Source organism: Thalassotalea piscium (genome assembly GCF_030295935.1).
Taxonomy (GTDB): domain Bacteria; phylum Pseudomonadota; class Gammaproteobacteria; order Enterobacterales; family Alteromonadaceae; genus Thalassotalea_B; species Thalassotalea_B piscium.
Genome location: NZ_AP027362.1, coordinates 315,181 through 335,870, shown reverse-complemented (window position 1 = coordinate 335,870; position 20,690 = coordinate 315,181). Strand labels below are relative to the sequence as shown.

The window sequence follows — 20,690 nt, the reverse complement described above, 5'->3', positions numbered from 1 at the left end:
AACATTTTAATCTCTAAGGTTTATATGGTAAAACTGTTGGTATAAAAATAATAAAGATTAAGGTGTCATGGGTAATAACTTGACGGTCATTCGCCATACCAGTTTAACAACCATAGCTAACTTAGCTCATGCTGCCAGCCAATGGCTTCTGCTTGTGATAATTGTTAAGCAATTTGATGATTATATTTTAGGGTCACTTGTGCTAACCCTGTCTGTAGTTTCTCCTCTTTTCTTATTATTTAGCTTTAAGTTACGTTCATTAATCGTCACTGACTATCATAATAACTATACCTTTGAGCAGTACTTACATACTCGGTTATTAGCGCAATTGTGGATTCTATTTTTATTGTTTTTTTTAGTGCCACTACTATTGCCTGAGGTATCCTTGGCGATAGTATTTAGCGTAGTTATTTTTAAGGTTTTTGATGGCATTTCAGAGCTTTGTTATAGCTACTTACACAAACAGCAGGCATTTAGTCACGCGGCAATATCACAAACGCTGAGAAGTGGCATTACAATTTCAGCTTTACTTGGTTCGGCTATATTAACTCAGAATATTAGTATTACCTTTTTTACATGGGCATCAGTCACTTGCCTATTTGCCTTTATTGACATAACCATTGTTGCTCGTTTAATCAAACGCAATGAAAAGCGCAAATTTAGTGCTAAAAACACAGTTTTTTCTTATAAAAAGATCCAAGCATCGCTTAAGTTATATAAGCAATATTGGCCAATTGGTATTTCAATCGCCTTTGGTGCAATGTTTGTTTATATTCCCAATTATGCGTTAGAGCATTATCGCGGTACGGCAGAAGTTGGACAGTTTGCCGCAATTAGCTATTTTTTAGTCGCCGGTGGCATTTTAATTAATAGTCTATCGCAGGCTGCAACGCCTAAGCTGTCATCCTTGTTTAATCTTGGACAGCACCAAGGATTTCTAAAATTACTTCAGAAACTTATGGTATTTGGTGTACTCATTGGTGTTATTGGACTTGTCATTGCTTCAACAATTGGCGCTTGGTTGCTTAACCTCATTTATAATGACGCTATCGCCCAATTAACTACAGAACTACAGCTTATTATTTTTGCGAGTTTAATTCGCTACAGTTACATATTTCTTGGTGCAGGATTAAACGTACTGCAGTGCTTTAATCAGCAAACCTTAGTTTATGGAAGTGGCACGCTAGGCTTAACCATCGCCTGCTTAGTGTTAGTGCCAATGTATGGAACATTAGGCGCAAGTATTGCGATGGTTATCGCCTGTATTATTGAACTGCTGGTTATGAGCATTATTTTTGTCAGAAAATGGCAAACAATTTCTAACACACAGAGTGCTGCTCCATGAGTAAAAAAGTACTACATATTTTTGGTATTATGAACCGAGGTGGCGCTGAACTAAGAACCTTGGACACTTTATCGCCATTAGCTAAAAAGGGGGTCGCGCTTGAATTTTGTGCATTAACTGGTCGGCAAGGGGTGCTTGATCAAGGTATAGTCGCGCAGCAGAGTAAAGTACATTATTGTCGTCTAGGCGTGCTGTTTCCTTTACGTTTTTTCTTATTACTAAAAAAGCACAACTTTGACTGTGTTCACAGCCATGTCGCTGATGTATCAGGCGTTATATTATTTATCGCTTGGCTTGCAGGTGTAAAACAACGGATTGCACATTATCGTAGTACCCAAGTATCGGCGCAAACATCCTTAGTCAAAAAAATGAGAAACAGGTGTTTTAAACAACTTATTGATTGGTTTGCAACCGACATTATTGGTGTATGTAATGCGGCATTAAACGCTTTTTGGTCGAATAATTGGCAACAAGATAAAAGGTGTCGAGTTATATATAATGGCTTACAACGCCCACCAATTTCAACAAAACAGCCTGAGTATTGGCATCAATTTAAGCTCACTAAAGACCTTCCTGTGGTAATAAATATTGCGCGAATGGATCCCCCTAAAAACCATGGTTTTATTATTGATGTATTTATAGCTCTGTTCAAAAAGCAACCTTGTTACTTAGTGTTAGTTGGGAAAGAAAACACAACCGTTAAACACGCATTACTCGAACGTCTTGAGGCTGAAAATTTAACTGAATACGTGTTGTTCGCTCAAGAACAAGCGAATGTTTATCCATTTATTCAGCACGCTAATGCCATGTTATTCCCCTCGCTTTGGGAAGGTTTACCTGGCGCTGTAATCGAAGCGGCATCACTTGGGTTACCTGTAATTTCCAGCGCACTCGCTGGCGTAGACGAAATTGCTCAGTATCTGCCTTGTGTTAAGCAACTGCCGTTAACAGCAGAAATTAGTGCGTGGGAAACTGCGCTGACTAACGCCTTCGCGCAAACAGAAGAATCACAGCAACAGGCCCAACATGCCTTTACGCAAAGCCCTTTTAATATAACCCTGTGCGTTGAGTCTTTATATGCTGTCTATAAATAATATCAATCCGTTCCATCAGCTTTTATATGTTATTATTATCGCGAGTATTGGCTTCATATTAATACCTATTCATTTTAATATAGTGCAAGTTTCTCGCGATACCTTAGAGCTGATTACCCTTTTTAATTGGCTAGTGATCAGCGTTATTTTAATTTATGCAATTCCTAAAGGTATTTGGTCAATAAGTTTCTTCTTCTTTTTTACTTTTAGTATATTTCATGGTGGTTTAGTCTTTGTATCTGCAATAGATATGATCACCGATCAAGCCATTTTAAAAGCCATTCGCTATTGGTACCCTCTACAAGAAACCAGCTTAGCGATTTACCTTTTTAATTATACTATGGTGCTTTATGCGATCACCGTTATTATTTTCTCAAAAGCCCCAGTACCAGCACAAGAAACCATACATAGTAAACTCATTAAACGCTTACACCATATTGGCGGGTTAATGTTACTCTTTATGGTGTTAGTTTTTTTCGCTATCGGCTTTGGCACAGGGGCATTAAGCTCGTATGGCGCTTACCTTGAAATAGTAAAAAAATCGCCACTGATCACACTAATATTTGTTTATATTTACCTTTTTATTGGAATGTCGATTGTCTTTGTTGCCGCTTCATATCGTGAAGGTTTTGGTTATACCTATTTTATTGTTTTTGCCATTTGGGGACTGCTAGCCTTTAAAGTAGGCTTACGGGGTGAGGTAATGTTTCCAACGGCTGTAACTGCTGCAATACTGGGAAGAAGGCGAATTCCATTAAAAACACATAAACTTTTTCTTGCAGTAACGCTTATGTTATTTGCCACCATTATCGTCAAAAATGCACGTATCTCTGGCGACTATTCTTCAGTTGATAATATCAACCCACTCAATGCTATTGCTGAAATGGGCAGTAGCTTAAGAGCAATTGAAGAAGTGATCACATGGCGTAATACTGGTTTCGAATTATTAAACGGTGAAAGTTATTGGGCTCCAATAGAGCGGCAGTTAGCTTTATTCTTACCGATTGAAAGATTACCTTCGTTGCAAGATAAACGGTTGTTAAACGTAGTGGTGATGGAAAAAGCAGGCCCCATTGGTTTTTCTCCCGTCGCAGAAGCGTATGCTAATTTCGGTGAAAAAGGCATTATTATAATGTCACTTGTTTTAGGTGGTTTATTTGCCAAGCTCGACCGTATCTCGTCAACGCTGCGATCAGACATATTAATTGGCGTAGCTATTATCCCGCTATTTGTGATGATCCGAAATAGTTTTGCTTTTATTCCTGTACAAATTTTTATTGGCTTAGTACTCGCTTTTATTATCTTACAACTGGCGAAAGTCAAAGTGGACACTTAATCTTTATGAACTTAATTATTAGTTGTGAATTTCATTTTTATCAAACACCAGATAAACAAGTTTGGACAACATCCTCGTTTAGTTACGATTTTTGGCAGCGTTATCTAAACTGTTTTGAAAGTGTTATTGTAATTGCTCGAGTGAAAAATGTTGCCAAAGCTCAAGCTCAATGGAGACCTTCTAGTGGCAAGTCAGTGTCTTTTTTTAACTTGCCTGAATACCAAGGTCTTTTCGGATTAATTAAAAGACTACCTAAACTAATATTACGATTAAAAGCAGCAACAAAACTTGAAGGAATGTTTTTATTTAGAGTTCCTTCGCAAACGGCCAGTATTCTTACTAGCCTTTTACCACGCCAGCGAACGTATGCGCTAGAAGTGGTTGGCGACCCTGAAGATGTATTTTCTTCAGGGGTGGGTGGTAAAATGCTAGCACCTATACTGGGTTACTTCAGTAAACGTACATTAAAAAAACAATGCCAACGGGCGGTGGGAGTTAGTTATGTTACGCAGCATTACTTACAGCAAAAATACCCGAGTGCAGCACATGCCATTACTAGCCATTATTCTTCATTACAGTTAAACGAAAAATATTTTAGCCAAAAACCGCGCGTATATACCTACCCGGCTCGAAAATTAGTGTTTATTGGATCGCTCAATCAACTCTACAAAGCACCCGACATTCTATTTAAAGCCTTCGCCAAACTCGTCAAAAGAGACTGCAATTTTCACCTAACGGTAATTGGCACCGGCGTACATCAATTGATGCTCGAACAATTAGCACAAGCATTGGAGATTCAACATAACATTACCTTTACTGGGGAAGTTAATCACCAACAAGTACTTAGTTATTTACAGCACGCTGAAGTGTTTGTATTACCGTCGCGAACTGAAGGGTTACCAAGAGCAATGATCGAGGCCATGGCACAGGGATTACCATGCGTAGGTAGTGTTGCCGGAGGTATTCCAGAACTATTGGCACCAGATTTTTGTGTACCTATTAACGATATTAATGCATTGTATATGGCACTAAACACTTTATGTAACAACACCCAATTACTGACCGCCCAATCGACTATCAACTTAGCCGCGTCAAATGATTATCAAGAAGGTGTACTTACCCAAAGAAGAACCGATTTTTATCAGAAATTAAAAGACCTTAATTCATGAAAGTATTACACCTACTAAAAACCTCTACTGGCGCTACTTGGGCGTTACGTCAATTACGAGAACTCGTTAAACTAGGTATTGAAGTTCATGTTGCTTTACCTGACGGCCCTTTGGTAAAAGAGTACCAAGCAGTTGGTGTGCATACTCACCTGTTACAAACCGGAATTTATGTAAAAACACCTTGGAAAAATATCGCGCTTTTTAAGCAGTTTAAACAACTGGTTGAGCAGGTAAAGCCAGATATTATCCATAGCCATTTTGTTGCAACCACGTTAACAATGCGCTTAGCTTTAGGTAAAAACCATCCAATTAAACGGATATTTCATGTACCAGGGCCATTACATTTAGAGCATAAACTATTTAGAAATGTAGAGCTTTTCACCGCCGGCAATGCCGATTACTGGTTAGCCTCATGTCGCTGGACAGCAAAGGCATATCAACGTTTTGGCGTTGATAAAAAAAGAATAGGGTTAGTATATTACGGTGTAGATATTAACGACTTTAAAATTGGGCTTAGTGCAAAGTTACATCAAGCACTTGAGCTTTCACCTGACACGAAAATTATAGGAAATGTTGCGTACTTTTATGCCCCTAAAAAACACTTGGGACAAAAGCGTGGCTTAAAAGGGCACGAAGATTTAATAGATGCCATAGATATCGCCTCAAAAACACAAAAAGACATTGTGGGAGTTTTTGTTGGTGGGCCATGGGCGGGCTGCCAAGATTATATGAATGAGGTAATAGAATATGCAAAAAACAAACGCTATGGTCGGTATTATTTTTTAGGCTTACGCCGCGATATTCAACAATTATACGGCGACTTTACTCTAGCTGTTCACCCTTCTCACTCAGAGAACGTTGGCGGCGCCGTAGAGTCATTATTTTGTCAATGTCCTACAATTTCAAGTGATGTCGGCGGTTTTCCTGATCTGGTAAAACCAAATGTTACCGGTTGGCTTACACCAGCAAAAGATCCACAAGCATTAGCAAGCACACTACTTATCGCACTGGAAGACAAAACAACAAGAGATACACTCGCAAAACAAGGCCGAGCTTTAGCACAACAAATGTTTGATGTTAGAAACAACGCACAAGATGTTGCAAACTATTATACAAAGCTATTAAGTGACAATGAATTGGGGGTCAGTAATGATTAAGCGATTATTCGATTTTACTTGCGCATTAATTTTACTTTTTCTACTTGCTCCAGTAATGATAGTTACCGCCATTATTCTCTTTGCTTCTCATTGCCGACCTGTAATATATACACAACCACGCCCAGGCAAAGATGATCAAATATTTAATATGATAAAATTTCGCTCAATGACAGATGAAAAAAATACTGCCGGCGAGTTATTACCCGATAGTGAGCGTTTAACATCTTTTGGTAAATTTATTCGAAAAACCAGTATTGATGAACTACCTGGTTTATGGAACGTACTCGTAGGTCATATGAGCTTAGTTGGGCCCCGCCCTCTGTTAATTGAATACCTACCTTTATATTCAGCTGAACAAGCACAGCGCCATAAGGTAAAACCTGGGATCACAGGCTGGGCACAAGTTAATGGGCGTAACGCTATCAGCTGGAACGAAAAATTTAAGCTCGATGTTTGGTATGTCAATAATCAAAGCTTTTGGTTAGATATAAAAATTTTATTATTGACCGTAAAAAAAGTATTTGCTCAAGCGGATATTAATGCAGCGGGTCAAGCAACAATGACAAAATTTACAGGCAAACAAGATGACTGACACAACGAAGAGTAAACTTATAATAATTGGCGCGGGTGGCCACGGTCGAGTAGTCGCTGATTGCGCATTCACTACTGGTAAATACCAAGAAATTGCCTTTTTAGATGATTGTTATCCTCAGCGTAAAGAAAATGCGATTTGGCCAATTATTGGTAAAGTCAGTGAGTTTGGCCAATACCTTAATGAAGCAGTATTTGTTGTCGCCTTTGGTAATAATAAACTTCGTCAAACAATTCAAAGTCAATTAAAAAGCGCTAACGCAACTATTGTTTCAGTTATTCATCCTCATAGCGTTATCAGTACTCGGGCTACTATTGGGCTTGGTTCGGTAGTTTGTGCAAATACTACAATAAATATTGGTGCAAATGTGGGTGAGGGTTGTATTATAAACACAGGCTCAACAATTGAGCATGACTGCGTTATTGGCGAGTTTGTTCATATCTCACCCAATGCAGCGCTAGCAGGCGGCATAACCATTGGCGATTTATCTTGGCTAGGTATAAATTCAACCATCATAGAATGCTTAACCATTGCACCTAACACCCAAATAGGTGCTGGTGCAGTAGTGATTAATAATACAGAAAAAAACTCACTTTACGTCGGCAACCCGGCAAAGTATATCAGAACTCTTTAGGTAGGAACGAACGTGCTAAATACTCAATTATCTCCATGGCCTTGTTTTTCAGAACAAGAAGTAGACGCTGTTAGTGCGGTATTACGCTCAAATAAGGTAAATTACTGGACAGGACAAGAAGGCCGTCAGTTTGAACAAGAGTTTGCCAACTTTGTTGACTGTAAATATGCTATTGCGCTTGCAAATGGCACGTTAGCACTTGATTTAGCACTTCATGGATTAGGGATTGGTAAAGGCGATGAAGTTATTGTCACCTCACGCACCTTTATTGCTAGCATTAGCTCAATTATAAATGCAGGCGCAACACCCGTTTTTGCTGATGTAGAGTTAGACAGCCAAAATATTAGTGCCGCAACCATTAAGCCCGTACTTACCAGTAAAACTAAAGCGATTATATGTGTGCATTTGGCCGGTTGGCCTTGTGAAATGGACGACATCATGAGCTTAGCAAAAACTAACAATCTATTAGTAATTGAAGACTGTGCACAGGCACACGGTGCTAAATATAAAGGGCGTCCAGTTGGTAGTATTGGCCATGTAGGTGCTTGGTCTTTTTGCCAAGACAAAATTATGACAACCGGTGGCGAAGGAGGCATGCTCACCACCAATGACGAACAACTTTGGCGTAAAGCATGGGCATTTAAAGATCATGGTAAATCTTATGCCGCTGTTTACGAAAAGGAACATCCGCCAGGCTACCGTTGGCTACATGAATCTTTTGGTACTAATTGGCGTATTACCGAAATGCAATCTGCTATTGGTAGAATTCAAATACAACAAATGCCACACTGGTTTAAACAACGTAATCATTATGCAAAGCAAATTTTAACAACTTGCCAAGAATTCAATTTTATTTATGTACCAGAAATCCCTGAATATATAGCACACGCTTTTTACAAATGTTATGCCTTTGTTGATCTAGCACAATTACCTCAGCAATGGAGTCGTGACACAATAATATCTGCACTTAATGAACAAGGAGTACCATGCTTCTCGGGTAGTTGCTCTGAAGTTTATTTAGAAAAAGCATTCGATAACCAGCACTTTAAGCCTGAAACACCATTAACAAACGCCCAACAACTAGGTGAAACCAGTTTAATGTTTTTAGTGCACCCAAGTCTGAAGCAACATGAAGTAGACCAAGTCTGCCAAGTAATAGGGAAATTATTTAAAGAAATACAAACAACAGCCTAAAAGCTGTTAGTATAGTTAAAAAAATGTAAATAAAAATAATAATTAGAACCTTTAAAAGGCACAACTATGATCAGAAAAATTGATTTGATCCCCCGCTCAGTAAAGCTATTCGTTTTACTAGCTTACGACTTATTTTCTTTAGGTTTTGCATTTTTTCTCGCCTACTTTATTCGCCTCGGTGTCTCGAATCTTGAATTTAATCAAGCAGAGTGGTCAGTATTTATTACCGTTTCACTTAGCACTATGCTGCTTTTTTACTTTTTTGGCACCTACCGAACGGTTATTCGATATTTTAATGCAAAGGCAACACTTAAAACCTTATTATTACTCGGACTCGCCAGTATAATATTTTACTTATCTGGCATACTTTACGATGCCTTTTTACCACGCTCAGTTCCGATAGTGTTCTTTGTTATCAGCAGTATTTTAATTGCTGGCGCTCGAGCAGGCTTTGGCTTAATGCTCGGTAAACATTGGTTTGATAAACGCACCGCTGTTGTTATTTATGGTGCGGGTAAAACAGGCCAACAACTTGCAAGTGCATTAACCTCTGCAAGCACGTACCAGCCCGTAGCATTTATCGATGAGAAAAGTCGCTACCATGGCCGCGAGTTGCTTGGCATTAAAGTATATTCAGCCAATAATATAGGGAAATTAATTAAGCGCTATGGCAACTTTAAAATACTTATCGCACTTTCACATGTTGGCCCTGTTCGCCTCAAAGAAATTATTGCCACTTTTGAACCCCATGCCATTGAATTATTGTCTATCCCAAGTATGGCTGACATTGTTTCAGGTAAACAAAAAATAGATCAGTTACGTGAAGTCTCAGTAGATGAATTATTAGGGCGAGAGCCAGTAACACCCGTAGCTGAATTAATGCATGCCAATATAAAAGATAAAGTGGTTATGGTATCTGGTGCTGGTGGCTCTATTGGTAAAGAACTTTGTCGCCAAATAATTAAGCAAGGCCCGAGTAAACTTGTTTTACTTGATGTCAGCGAAGCATTTCTTTATGAGATTAATCAAGAGCTGAATGTTTATATCAATGAGCTTAATGTCGATATACCGTTAGTGCCGCTTATTGGTAACGTTCAAAATGGCATACTAATGAGTTCTATTTTTCATACACACACTGTACAAACTATTTATCATGCGGCTGCCTATAAACACGTACCTTTAGTAGAAGGCAATGTTATCGCTGGTATTTCTAATAATATAATGGGCACCTATGAAATTGCACAAGCCGCTATATATTGCGACGTAGAAACCTTTGTACTTATTTCAACAGACAAAGCAGTACGACCAACCAACGTGATGGGGGCAACAAAGCGCATGGCTGAACTTGTACTGCAATCGTTAGCCCCACGAGACCACAACACACGATTTGTTATGGTGCGTTTTGGTAACGTGCTTGGTTCCTCTGGTTCAGTAGTGCCTTTGTTTAGACGGCAAATTAAAAAAGGCGGCCCTATTACGGTTACTCATCCAGATATTATTCGTTACTTTATGACTATCCCTGAAGCGGCTCAATTAGTTATTCAAGCTGGGGCTATGGGTAAAGGCGGTGATGTTTTCGTGCTCGACATGGGTAAACCCGTTAAAATTGTTGATCTAGCGAAAAAAATGACACATTTAATGGGGCTTACTGTTAAAAATGATGAAAACCCAGATGGTGATATTGAAATAAACTACAGTGGTTTACGCCCTGGTGAGAAATTGTATGAAGAGCTATTAATTGACGATCATGCTGAGCCCACAGCACACAAGCGAATACTCACAGCTAATGAACGCTCACTGAGCTGGCCTGAAGTGAATGTTATTCTTAATGACTTAAATGACGCAATGCGTGCTGAAGATGTAGGCAAACTCAAACAAATACTTTTAAACGCTCCACTCGAATATCAGCCAGAAACTCATACTTCAAACAAAGAAGATAAGCCGTCTGTTGATAAGTCTAATGAGTTAGATAATACCCTTGAGCCGATTTTGCCTTGAGCTCATATCAATTAAAATATAAAACTTAAGTTATTGCTTACTTACCCTGTCATAGATAACAATACTACCGGCTACCGCTACATTTAAACTAAATGTACCCGGTAGCTTAACTGTTTGATGACATTGGCTAAGTGTTTCTCTAGTTAAGCCACTCTGTTCATTACCGAGCAAGTATACGGCTCGGTTAGGGTGTTGATACTCGGCAAGTTCAATCGCATCATCATTTAGTTCAACGGCTATTAGTGGGGTGTCATAAGGTAAATTTTGCTTTAGCGCTTCAATAGTGTCGTAGTGGTACAGTGGAATTTTTTGCCAAGCATTAACCACATCAGACGTTTGCTTTTTATATTTTCGTTCAACCGTAAAAATAAATGCCGCGCCCATAATATATGCAGTGCGCCACAAAGTACCAATATTTAACTCATCATGACTATTAACAATACCAATACCGAAAAAACCGTTCTGCTGATAAGTTTGCTTCAAACGTGCCATTTTTACTTATACCACTTTAACGAGCCAATTTTAGTATGATATCAATATCACTAACTATGTGATTATTTCTACTGACTAAAACAGGCACTATTTTTTTAATAACAACCATGCGCTTGCATAGTCAGATAAATGCTTATTGGCTTCGTAATAGTCTTTCCAACCGTAATAACTACCTTTTAGCCAATCCAATTGAAATAAATTGTTATCAAATGCGCCACCTTGATCCGCTAACACCCCAAGAGCTCCTTGAGTTACTCCGTCTACTGCGTGGTTAATTAAAAACAGTTTACCTAAGCCGAGTGACTTAACATTGCCTGCAAAAGCAACGTCAGACTCAAGTGCTATTTTGGCATCAATGGTTTTACCATAACCGAGGACACTAGGCACTTCTGCAAAATACCAATAACGCGCTTGCTCTTTCTTTCCAATAGCGTAGTTATAAGCAATACCATTGTTACGGTGCACATTAAAATATCGCACTTTACCGTCAACATTCATTACACCTGTACCTTGTAACAACACATCGTGTAACGCATCTTCTGTTAACCAAATTAACGGTTTAGCTAGTTTATTATTGAGTAACTTACCTGCAATAACCTCTTGGCGAGTATACTTAAATCGAGTGAGTTGATTGCCTTTTGCATCAGCTTCAGCCAACGTTAGGGCTTGTTCGTCAAAAGGCAAAGCATATAACGCCTGATCATACACTGCTGTTTTAACACTGCTAGCATTTAACAGTTTAGTGTAATACTTAGTGAGCAAAATTTGATCTTTAGGGATATTAGTTAACAACCTTGTTTTAACTTTGTTAGTACTTTTTTGCGCAAAAACATTAGCTTGTTTTTTTTCAGGGTACCAACGATAAAAATCAAAATGTTGTTTAAGAAATTCACCTTGGTTTAACTTACTTTTATTTTCAGGTTTACACATAAAGACTAACGTTTCTTGCACCCGCGAAAGCGTTAGGCCTTTAATTATATTTTCGCCTGCATGTACCGCAAACGTATCATCTTGGTACTTTGTTAAGTATGCTTGTGTATTGTTAGCGACTCGACACAAAGATTCAGCATTAAACGGCATGTCAGCACTTATACTAGGGTTTGAATCTAGAATAAATTCAGCTCGTGTTACCATCGTAAAGCTTAACAATAATAGAATAGCACTGTAGCCTATTAACTGTTTAAGTAGGTACTTGGGTTTTAAAGCATTAGCAAAAATCATTAAGTGTTACTGGCATCTTTGTTAATTAACAACTCTATTGCTTCAATAAATTCAGGATCGTCAGGATTAGTTTTTGGACTAAACGACGTTACTTTTTCACCTTTGCCGTCTATTAAATATTTATAAAAATTCCATTTAGGAGACGATGACTTATCCCCTAAGAACTTAAATACGCTATTAACGTCACTTCCTCTGACCGCACTTGGAGCTAACATGGTAAAGGTTACACCATAATTAACAAAACATACTTTTGCTGTATCTTTTTCGTCACTTTCTTCTTGAAAAAAGTCATTTGACGGAAAGCCAATAACCACAAGGCCTTTATCTTGATATTTTTCGTGAATAGCTTCTAAACCTTCAAAATGATGTGTAAAGCCACAGTTGCTAGCCGTATTAACAATTAACACGGGTTTATTCTGAGCTAACTCACATAAATTTACTTGTTCAGAAGAATGTAGTTTTTTTAAAGTAACATCTAAGTAGTCAGGACAACTTGCTGCTGAGGCCGTTATGCTTGGCAGTAATAATAATGTGAATATGCAGATTAATTTTTTCATCATGATCCTAATTTTTTAAGTAAATTCTGTGAGTTTAGATCGAATAATATCTCGATATGTTATACATTACTTGGCTATTAGCCAATTTAAACTATTGATAAATATATGTTCAAAATAAAACTGACCTGTTCAGCCATCATATTATACGCTTTTACTACGTTTACGGTTCACAGTACCACTAATAATGATAAAAACATTAGCACTATTGTTAATCAGCACCTGCAAGCCATTGCTGATCCAATTAAAGGTATTGGCGCTCGTGAAGCAGGTAGTGCTAAAGAGCAAGAAACTATTAATTATGTCGAAAACCGTTTTAAAGCAATGGGGCTAGTGGTAAGTGTACAGCCTTTTACACTGCCTAAAAACGAATTAGTTTCAGCCAATGTTATTGCTGATCTCAATATAGATAAAAAATACACCCTAATACTTGCAGCTCACCTTGACTCAACAGGTGAAGCACTTGGTTCTCAGGGCGCTATTGATAACGCTACCGGCCTTGCAGCAATGTTGACGGTAGCTGAACTATTAGCAAATAAAAAAGCGTTGCCTTATAACGTACGTTTTATTGCTTTAGGTGCTGAAGAGGCAGGTATACTCGGCGCTAAACATTACGTTAAAACGCTGATCGACACGCAAGAATCGACAAATAATATTTTAGCAATGATCAACCTAGACACCATAGCTGGTGGCGACTACCTCTATGTACATAGCGCCCATACTACACCTTATCGATGTGGTGACATTTCTGGAAGTTATAACAGTGAAGCTCATATCAGAGACGCGTTGTTCAATATCTCAAAACAGCTGATTGAGCCAAAACAACAATATATTATTCACCCTGCTTACGAAGGCTACCCTGAAGGTGTAACAGGCTCATGGTCTGATCATGCACCTTTCGCCTGTTCAGGCGTACCTATTGCGTATATTGAAACTACTAACTTTTCTATTAACGGTAAAGACGGTTACGATGGCTATTCGCAAAGCGAACATTCAGCCTTATGGGACTGCTTTGACAGTGAAACACACTCTGCCTGTGATCGTAAAAAAGAAACCAAGTGGGGCCATATTTGGCATAAAGAGTTTGACCAGTTAAGCACTATGGAACAGTTGTTTCCACAACGCATTACTCAACAATTAACAGCCACTGTTAAAGTATTAGTTGAGTTTTTAAGTACATTTAAGGTGGTAAATACTACCGACAAATAATGAACAATTTATTTGGCAGTACTTGTCATCCTTTTGAGGTTAAAAAACGTATAACAATGAAGTTACCGACAAATAATCTCAAATAAAATTAGTATAACTAAGGCGTGCTTAACTGTTATTTTAAAGCACTCTCTTACATTATTGACTACACTCACTTGGGTAAACTGTTACCCATGATAGCTTTAGATAGATTTACAATAGGATTTTATGACTAAATTCATACCATATATCTCGTTAACCATTCTTTCAGGAGTGATCTGCATTTATTCATCTTTTGCAGTCGCCCAACAAAGCCGTGCTGCAAATGTTAATGTTGCTCAGGTTATTCAAACTACATTATCACCTGTGGCATGGGTATCTGGAACCGTAGTTAGTCGTAATAATTCAGCAATAGCCTCTGAAGTTTCAGGCCGTTTAAAAAGCCTTGCTGATTTAGGCGACATTGTGACTCAAGGACAAGTTATCGCTACCATCAATGATACGTCTTTAAAACTTATCATTGATGAAGCAAAAGCCAATTTAGCCAATAGCGAAGCTCAATTAACCTTTGAGACAACAGAAATTGAGCGTAAGAAAAGCTTAGTTAAACGCAAGCTTATCTCTCAAACTGAGTTAGACCAAAGCTTATCAAATTTCAGCGTTGCACAAGCCAATGTAGATGTCGCAAAATCTAAACTAGCGCAAGCTGAAAAAAATCTCAGTTATAGCCAATTAAAAGCACCTTTTAGCGGTATTGTAACGCAACGCTTAAGTAATGAGGGAGAATATATCAGCAGTGGTACTGCAATTATTCGCTTAGTACAAACAGACAATATTGAGGCTTCAGTATTTGCCCCACTAACCTCTTATTTATTCGTTAAGGCTAGAGAGTCTATGACCATTCGCTCAGCGTTAGGCCAAACTCAAGTCCCAATTAAAGCGATTATACCTGTTGCTGATAATCGTTCACACTTAATGGAAGTGCGCCTCGATTTAAGCGCGGTTCAATGGCCTATTGGTTTAAATATTCAAGCCGCTGTCGCTAATGGAGAAAGAAAAACAACTCTAGCTATTCCTCGTGACGCAGTAGTATTAAGACGTAACAGCACAACCGTTTTTCGTATCAGTAACGAAAACATTGCTGAACAAGTACAAGTTCAATTAGGGTTAAGTGAAGGTGAACTAATTGAAGTATTAGGCAATATAAATGAAGGTGATAAAGTAGTAATTCGCGGAGCAGAAAGGCTACAACCAGGTCAATCTGTTGTTATTAAGGAAAATAACCAAGCGCTAGTGTCAGGTAAATCATGATATTAACAAGAGCCTCACTTAATAATCCTACAGCGGTAATTGTTGCCATTTTATTAGTTGCGCTATTTGGTGCGATTAGTTTATTTAAATTACCCATTCAATTAACGCCTGAAATCAGCCAACCACAAATTGTTATTTCTACTAGTTGGCGCGGTTCTGCTCCTGAAGAAATTGAAGCTGAAATTATTGAACGTCAAGAAGATGTTCTTAAAGGGTTACAGGGCTTAGACCTTTTAGAGTCAAGCTCTAGCCAAGGTAGCGGTAGCATTACTTTACGATATCGTACTGGTATTAACTTAGAGCGTGCATTAATCGACGTAATGAACGCGCTAAATCAAGTACCAAACTACCCACCTGATGCAACCGAACCAACAATTTCAGTAGGTGGCGCAAGTACCTTCACCGCAATAGCTTGGTTCGCGCTAAAGCCAACCGAAGGCAATAACAATGACATTTCAGGCTATCAAGATTATGTTGAAGAAGTAGTACAAACACGTATTGAACGTGTTGCAGGCGTTTCTCAAAGTAACGCTTTTGGCGGTTTACCGTCTGAATTACGTATTACCTTCGACCCCTATAAAACCGCTAACCTTGGTTTACATTTACCGCAACTTGCCAGTACTTTAACCAATAACACCGATGTTTCTGCCGGCTTTAACGAAGTTGGTCGACGTAAATATACCATACGGTTTTCTGGCAAATATGGCGTTGAAAAGCTGCAAGATATGGTAATTGACTGGCGTGATGGACAGCCAATTTTACTTAAAGATATTGCAACAGTTGAATTAACCTATGCCGACCGTACAGGCATTTTAACCTTAGATGGTGACCCTGCAATTGCAATGAACGTGCAAGTTGAGCAAGGTGTTAATGTTATTGAGGTTATGGAAGGTTTACAGGCTGCAATGAAAGAGCTTAATGAAGGCCCACTAAAACGTTCTGGGCTAGAGCTTATTCAAATGTACGATGAAACTATCTACATTGGCCGTTCAATGGCATTAGTGCAAAGCAACTTACTAATGGGTATTTTCCTTGCGGTAGTTGTTTTATGGTGGTTTTTAAGAAAATTCCGCGCCACGTTAATTGTTGCACTATCAATCCCTATTTCATTAATTATTACCTTAATTGTTATGTACACCGCAGGCCGTACATTAAATATTATTTCTATGGCAGGGCTCGCGTTTGCTGTTGGTATGGTGCTAGATGCTGCAATTGTGGTATTAGAAAATATTGTACGCTTGAGAGAAAGAGGTGAATTACCTGAAAATGCGTCTTTACTTGGCACCTCGCAAGTATGGGGAGCATTACTTTCTTCAACAATTACTACAGTGGCTATATTCTTACCTATCGCTTTTTTAGAAGAGGTGTCCGGACAATTATTTGCCGACTTAGCCATTACCATTGCGGTTGCTATTGTCGCCTCACTACTGATTGCGATCACCGTTTTACCTACCGCTGCACGGCGATTATTAACCGAAGTATCTGAAGAAGATCCTCACCAGCACTGGTGGCACAATATCACACAAGGGATCATGAAAATCACCTCATCGCCACGTAAGCGTATGGCATGGGTACTTGGATTAATGATGTTCTCATTTTTAGGCTCTTACTTAATGTTTCCTAAGATCGATTACTTACCTAAAGGAAATCAAAACTCATTCAATGTGTTTATATTACCTCCTCCGGGGCAAAGCTATCTAGCTGCTCGGGTTGAAATGAGTGACGTAATCAACGAGCGTCTGAAACCCTATCTCAAAGGTGAAAAGTCGCCAAAAATTGAGCATGTTTGGATGGGCTTTTTTGGTAACTTTGGTTTTATGGGTGGCCGTGGACAAGACGCTGACGATATTAAAGAAATCGTAAATATCATCAACTTTGAAATTTTACGTGGTTTTCCAGACACCATTGCTTTTGCCTCACAAGAACAATTATTTAGAAACCTAGGTGGCGGACGTCGAATAGATATAGATATTCAAGGTAACGATGTTGAACAGCTGCTTATCGCTGCCCAAACAGGGTTTGGTGCAGTTAGCCAAGCATTGCCTGGCGCAAGTATCCAACCGTCACCGGGGCTCACATTAGCTGAACCAGAGCTTCAACTAATACCAAATGAACGAAGAATCGCAGAAGCAGGCTGGACTCGCCAGCAAGTCTCTTCAATTTCAAGATCGTTAGGTACAGGATTATATGTTGGCGACTTTTTTAACGGCCAGAAACGCCTGAATGTATTTTTACGCTCAACCGACTGGGAGTCTCCAGAAGAGTTGGCCGCTATTCCACTATTTACACCACAAGCGGGTATTCAACCTGTTGGTGAATTAGTTGAAGTATTACGAACAGCAGGGCCAAGCTCAATTAGGCGGGTCGATAGAAGGCGTACCATTACACTACAAGTAACACCACCAGATAATGTAAGCTTAGAAGAAGCAATTAATGTGATTAAAGAGCAAGCCGGACCTGCTATTTTCGCACAGCTGCCAGAAGATGGCGCAATTGCTTATCGTGGTACTGCTGAAGCGTTAAATGAAGCATTAGCCAGTATGAGTCAAAGCTTTATACTGGCATTGATTATTTTATACCTATTAATGTCAGCTTTATTTCGCTCATTTAAAGACAGTTTACTTGTGGTGTTAACTATTCCACTAGCAACTGTTGGTGGAATAGCCGTGCTGCAACTAACCAACATGGTAATCTTTCAACCACTTGATCTATTAACCATGATCGGCTTTATTATTTTACTGGGATTGGTTGTCAACAATGCCATTTTGCTAGTGTACCAAACACGCATCGGCGAGCGAGAAGGTTTATCACGACGCGATTCAGTACAAAATGCGGTACGTTTACGGTTACGCCCAATACTAATGAGTACATTAACCAGTATTTGCGGTATGTTACCACTGCTATTAATACCTGGAGCAGGCGCTGAACTTTACCGTGGCATTGCTGCGGTAATTGTTGGTGGCATGAGTGTTAGTACAGTATTTACCTTAATTTTCTTACCAAGCTTATTACAAATGGGTAAAGAAAAGGTCAAGCACAGTGATGAAAAAGAAAGTAATGAATTACCAAGTACAAGTTAACTTATGTTGACTTATAGTAACGATAAGTAACTATATTATTAGAGCATGTTGATAAGCGTTTTGATTTTTCGAGTACAAATTTTGTACAGCAAAGATCAACACGTCCTAGTATTGCTTTTAATAAAAATGCCGACATTAGTTGTCGGCATTATTAATTTAAAATAGAAGTTATAACTTATACCAATTGAAAAAATATTTGTTCATTCAGCGAGAATTAAAAGGCTTAGAGGCAAGGCACTGATTACAGACAATGGTTATTCTCGGTAACTGCTCCTGCGTTACCCTACTATCCCACTTCCATGTGGGGACCTTATCAAAATCAGTAACGCTGCGTATAAGCCTTTTAAACTCGCCCTTGGGAGCTCGTCAGAAAAGTGATAACGTTACAAATTGATTGGATGGAGAATACTACACCTGCATCAATTTGCTTTGTTCTAACTTCCCTGACGATGCTCTGAATTGGTCAAATAGTTATTTCAATTGGTATTAAAGAAATGCTCTTGGTATACTTTTAATTCCGCAATAGATTCACGTATATCGTCTAAGGCTAAATGCACGCCCTTTTTCACCACTTTGTCTAATACTTCAGGTTTCCATCTGCGCGCAAGCTCTTTCACCGTACTAACATCTAAATTTCTGTAATGAAAATACGCTTCAAATTCAGGCATATATTTATTAATAAAACGACGATCTTGACCAATGCTATTACCACACATTGGCGAGCTACCTTTAGGCACATACTGCTCAAGAAAAGCAATTGTATGTGCACTAGCTGTTGCTAAATCAACCGTACTTTCGCGACAACGTTTCGTTAACCCAGACTTCCCATGAACATCAATACACCACTGGCTCATGTTATCGAGAACATTATCACTTTGATGTATTGCAAAGACAGGACCTTCGGCAAGAATATTTAATTGACTATCAGTCACAATACTCGCAATTTCTAATATCACATCATGCTCAGGCTCTAAACCTGTCATTTCTAGATCTAACCAAATTAAATTTGTCTGGCTGCAAGACATAAGCTTCCCTCTGTTATATTAACTTGTACCCTATTTTCAGATTTTATTATTAAAAACTGAGATTTTATTATTAAAAACTGAGATTTTGAGACAAGTATTAGATGAAATATCATTTTATCAGTATAATACGGAACAACTGATACCAATTCTATCAAATTTTGTTTGCGCTACAGGGCAACATTAATTAACTAAATATGAAAAAAACACGTGGCAAAAGCTAAAAAATTAACTAAAGGTCAAAACCGACGCATCAAAGCTAACCAAGCAAAGAAGCTTAAAAGCGATGCCGCTGACATTAAATGGCAAGATGACGAGCTTGGTGAATTACAAACAGGCACAGTCATTAGTCGTTTTGGCCAACATGCCGACGTTGAAAATGCTCAAGGCGACTGTGTGCGCTGTAATTTAAGACGTAGTATTAAATCGCTAGTATGCGGCGACAAAGTATTATGGCGTGAAAGCATCGCTAATGAGCATAGTGTTTCAGGCATCATTGAAGCCGTACATGAACGTGAGTCTGTATTAGCCCGGCCCGATGTTTACGACGGGGTAAAACCTATTGCTGCGAATATTAGTCAAATAATAATTGTCTCAAGTGTCTTACCAGCCTTTAATAGCGATATTATTGATCGTTATATCGTAGCTGCCGAAGAAACCGGTATAAAACCGATAATTTTACTTAATAAAATTGATTTATTAACGCCGGAATTAAATGACAAAATCGAAGCACAATTAACCATTTATCGCGAAATTGGCTATCAAGTACTTTATGTAAGTAATGAAACAGCAGATGGTTTAGCGCAACTCAAACAACAACTCGATAAAAAAACTAGCATATTTGTTGGGCAGTCTGGTGTAGGTAAGTCCACACTAACAAATAGTTTAATGCCAGAGCTTGGTATCCTAACCAAAGACGTTTCCCAAAACTCAGGATTAGGTCAGCACACCACCACAGTCGCTCGTTTATATCACTTTGAAACAGGCGGTGATTTAATTGACTCACCAGGGATCAGAGAATTTGGTTTATGGCATTTAACGCCAGAGCAAGTGTGTAATGGTTTTACTGATTTCTCAGATTTTATCGGCACGTGCAAATTTAGAGACTGTAAACATGATAAAGATCCCGGATGTGCATTAGTGGAAGCAGTACAAAACAATAAAATTCATCCCGAGCGTTTAGCAAGCTTTCAACGGATTCTTGCGAGCTTAAATGACAATACACTTACCTCAAGATTTAATTAAACCAACAATAAATAATGAAAAAACTAATACAACTATTAACTAAAACTATAACGCAAGG

The 20,690-nt window shown here is 38.6% G+C and carries 17 protein-coding genes; 13 read left to right on the top strand and 4 right to left on the bottom strand.

What is annotated here, in order from left to right; all coding sequences use genetic code 11:
* Window positions 1-67 precede the first annotated feature (67 nt).
* The 9 genes from QUD79_RS01365 to QUD79_RS01325 all read left to right on the top strand — a co-directional run bounded on the left by QUD79_RS01365 (window position 68) and on the right by QUD79_RS01325 (window position 10,519).
* Complete coding sequence (locus tag QUD79_RS01365; protein WP_184425549.1) at window positions 68-1,345, top strand: lipopolysaccharide biosynthesis protein; 1,278 nt, start codon at window positions 68-70, stop codon at window positions 1,343-1,345.
* Complete coding sequence (locus QUD79_RS01360; RefSeq protein WP_184425547.1) at window positions 1,342-2,439, top strand: glycosyltransferase; 1,098 nt, start codon at window positions 1,342-1,344, stop codon at window positions 2,437-2,439. The genes QUD79_RS01365 and QUD79_RS01360 overlap by 4 nt, the downstream gene beginning before the upstream one ends.
* On the top strand, window positions 2,423-3,775 hold the full coding sequence (gene wzy, locus QUD79_RS01355; protein ID WP_184425545.1) for an O-antigen polysaccharide polymerase Wzy: 1,353 nt from the start codon (window positions 2,423-2,425) through the stop codon (window positions 3,773-3,775). Before QUD79_RS01360 ends, wzy begins: the two co-directional genes overlap by 17 nt.
* A 5-nt stretch (window positions 3,776-3,780) precedes the next feature.
* Window positions 3,781-4,944: a glycosyltransferase family 4 protein gene (locus tag QUD79_RS01350; protein ID WP_184425543.1), complete on the top strand. Its 1,164-nt coding sequence runs from the start codon at window positions 3,781-3,783 to the stop codon at window positions 4,942-4,944.
* Window positions 4,941-6,101, top strand: coding sequence for a glycosyltransferase family 4 protein (locus QUD79_RS01345; RefSeq protein ID WP_184425541.1), 1,161 nt, complete (start codon window positions 4,941-4,943; stop codon window positions 6,099-6,101). The genes QUD79_RS01350 and QUD79_RS01345 overlap by 4 nt, the downstream gene beginning before the upstream one ends.
* Window positions 6,094-6,693: a sugar transferase gene (locus QUD79_RS01340; RefSeq protein ID WP_184425539.1), complete on the top strand. Its 600-nt coding sequence runs from the start codon at window positions 6,094-6,096 to the stop codon at window positions 6,691-6,693. The genes QUD79_RS01345 and QUD79_RS01340 overlap by 8 nt, the downstream gene beginning before the upstream one ends.
* Window positions 6,686-7,327 (top strand): acetyltransferase, encoded by a 642-nt coding sequence (locus tag QUD79_RS01335; RefSeq protein ID WP_184425537.1) that lies wholly within the window; start codon window positions 6,686-6,688, stop codon window positions 7,325-7,327. The genes QUD79_RS01340 and QUD79_RS01335 overlap by 8 nt, the downstream gene beginning before the upstream one ends.
* Before the next feature lie 12 nt (window positions 7,328-7,339).
* Window positions 7,340-8,521 (top strand): DegT/DnrJ/EryC1/StrS family aminotransferase, encoded by a 1,182-nt coding sequence (locus tag QUD79_RS01330; RefSeq protein WP_184425535.1) that lies wholly within the window; start codon window positions 7,340-7,342, stop codon window positions 8,519-8,521.
* Between the two features lie 66 nt (window positions 8,522-8,587).
* Entirely contained in the window at window positions 8,588-10,519 is a 1,932-nt protein-coding gene (locus QUD79_RS01325; protein WP_184425533.1) for a polysaccharide biosynthesis protein, read from the top strand.
* A 30-nt stretch (window positions 10,520-10,549) separates the two neighbouring features.
* On the opposite strand, the gene QUD79_RS01320 is transcribed toward QUD79_RS01325, so the two are convergent.
* The 3 genes from QUD79_RS01320 to QUD79_RS01310 form a co-directional block, all read right to left on the bottom strand.
* Entirely contained in the window at window positions 10,550-11,011 is a 462-nt protein-coding gene (locus QUD79_RS01320) for an RNA methyltransferase (RefSeq protein WP_184425531.1), read from the bottom strand.
* A gap of 87 nt (window positions 11,012-11,098) precedes the next feature.
* On the bottom strand, window positions 11,099-12,232 hold the full coding sequence (locus QUD79_RS01315; protein WP_184425529.1) for an MltA domain-containing protein: 1,134 nt from the start codon (window positions 12,230-12,232) through the stop codon (window positions 11,099-11,101).
* Entirely contained in the window at window positions 12,232-12,789 is a 558-nt protein-coding gene (locus QUD79_RS01310; protein WP_184425577.1) for a glutathione peroxidase, read from the bottom strand. The genes QUD79_RS01315 and QUD79_RS01310 overlap by 1 nt, the downstream gene beginning before the upstream one ends.
* Window positions 12,790-12,894: 105 nt before the next feature.
* Between QUD79_RS01310 and QUD79_RS01305 the strand changes: the two genes are divergently transcribed.
* From QUD79_RS01305 to QUD79_RS01295, 3 genes are all read left to right on the top strand, one after another.
* Window positions 12,895-13,995, top strand: coding sequence for a M28 family metallopeptidase (locus tag QUD79_RS01305; protein WP_184425527.1), 1,101 nt, complete (start codon window positions 12,895-12,897; stop codon window positions 13,993-13,995).
* Window positions 13,996-14,202: 207 nt separating this feature from the next.
* Window positions 14,203-15,285, top strand: a complete 1,083-nt coding sequence (locus QUD79_RS01300; RefSeq protein WP_184425525.1) for an efflux RND transporter periplasmic adaptor subunit — start codon at window positions 14,203-14,205, stop codon at window positions 15,283-15,285.
* Window positions 15,282-18,365 (top strand): efflux RND transporter permease subunit, encoded by a 3,084-nt coding sequence (locus tag QUD79_RS01295; protein ID WP_184425523.1) that lies wholly within the window; start codon window positions 15,282-15,284, stop codon window positions 18,363-18,365. Before QUD79_RS01300 ends, QUD79_RS01295 begins: the two co-directional genes overlap by 4 nt.
* Window positions 18,366-18,841: 476 nt before the next feature.
* Here QUD79_RS01295 and orn read toward each other — a convergent pair whose 3' ends face one another.
* On the bottom strand, window positions 18,842-19,390 hold the full coding sequence (orn, locus tag QUD79_RS01290) for an oligoribonuclease (RefSeq protein ID WP_184425521.1): 549 nt from the start codon (window positions 19,388-19,390) through the stop codon (window positions 18,842-18,844).
* Between the two features lie 207 nt (window positions 19,391-19,597).
* Here orn and rsgA point away from each other — a divergent pair, with 207 nt between their 5' ends.
* Window positions 19,598-20,632, top strand: coding sequence for a small ribosomal subunit biogenesis GTPase RsgA (gene rsgA / locus QUD79_RS01285; RefSeq protein ID WP_184425519.1), 1,035 nt, complete (start codon window positions 19,598-19,600; stop codon window positions 20,630-20,632).
* Window positions 20,633-20,690 lie beyond the last annotated feature (58 nt).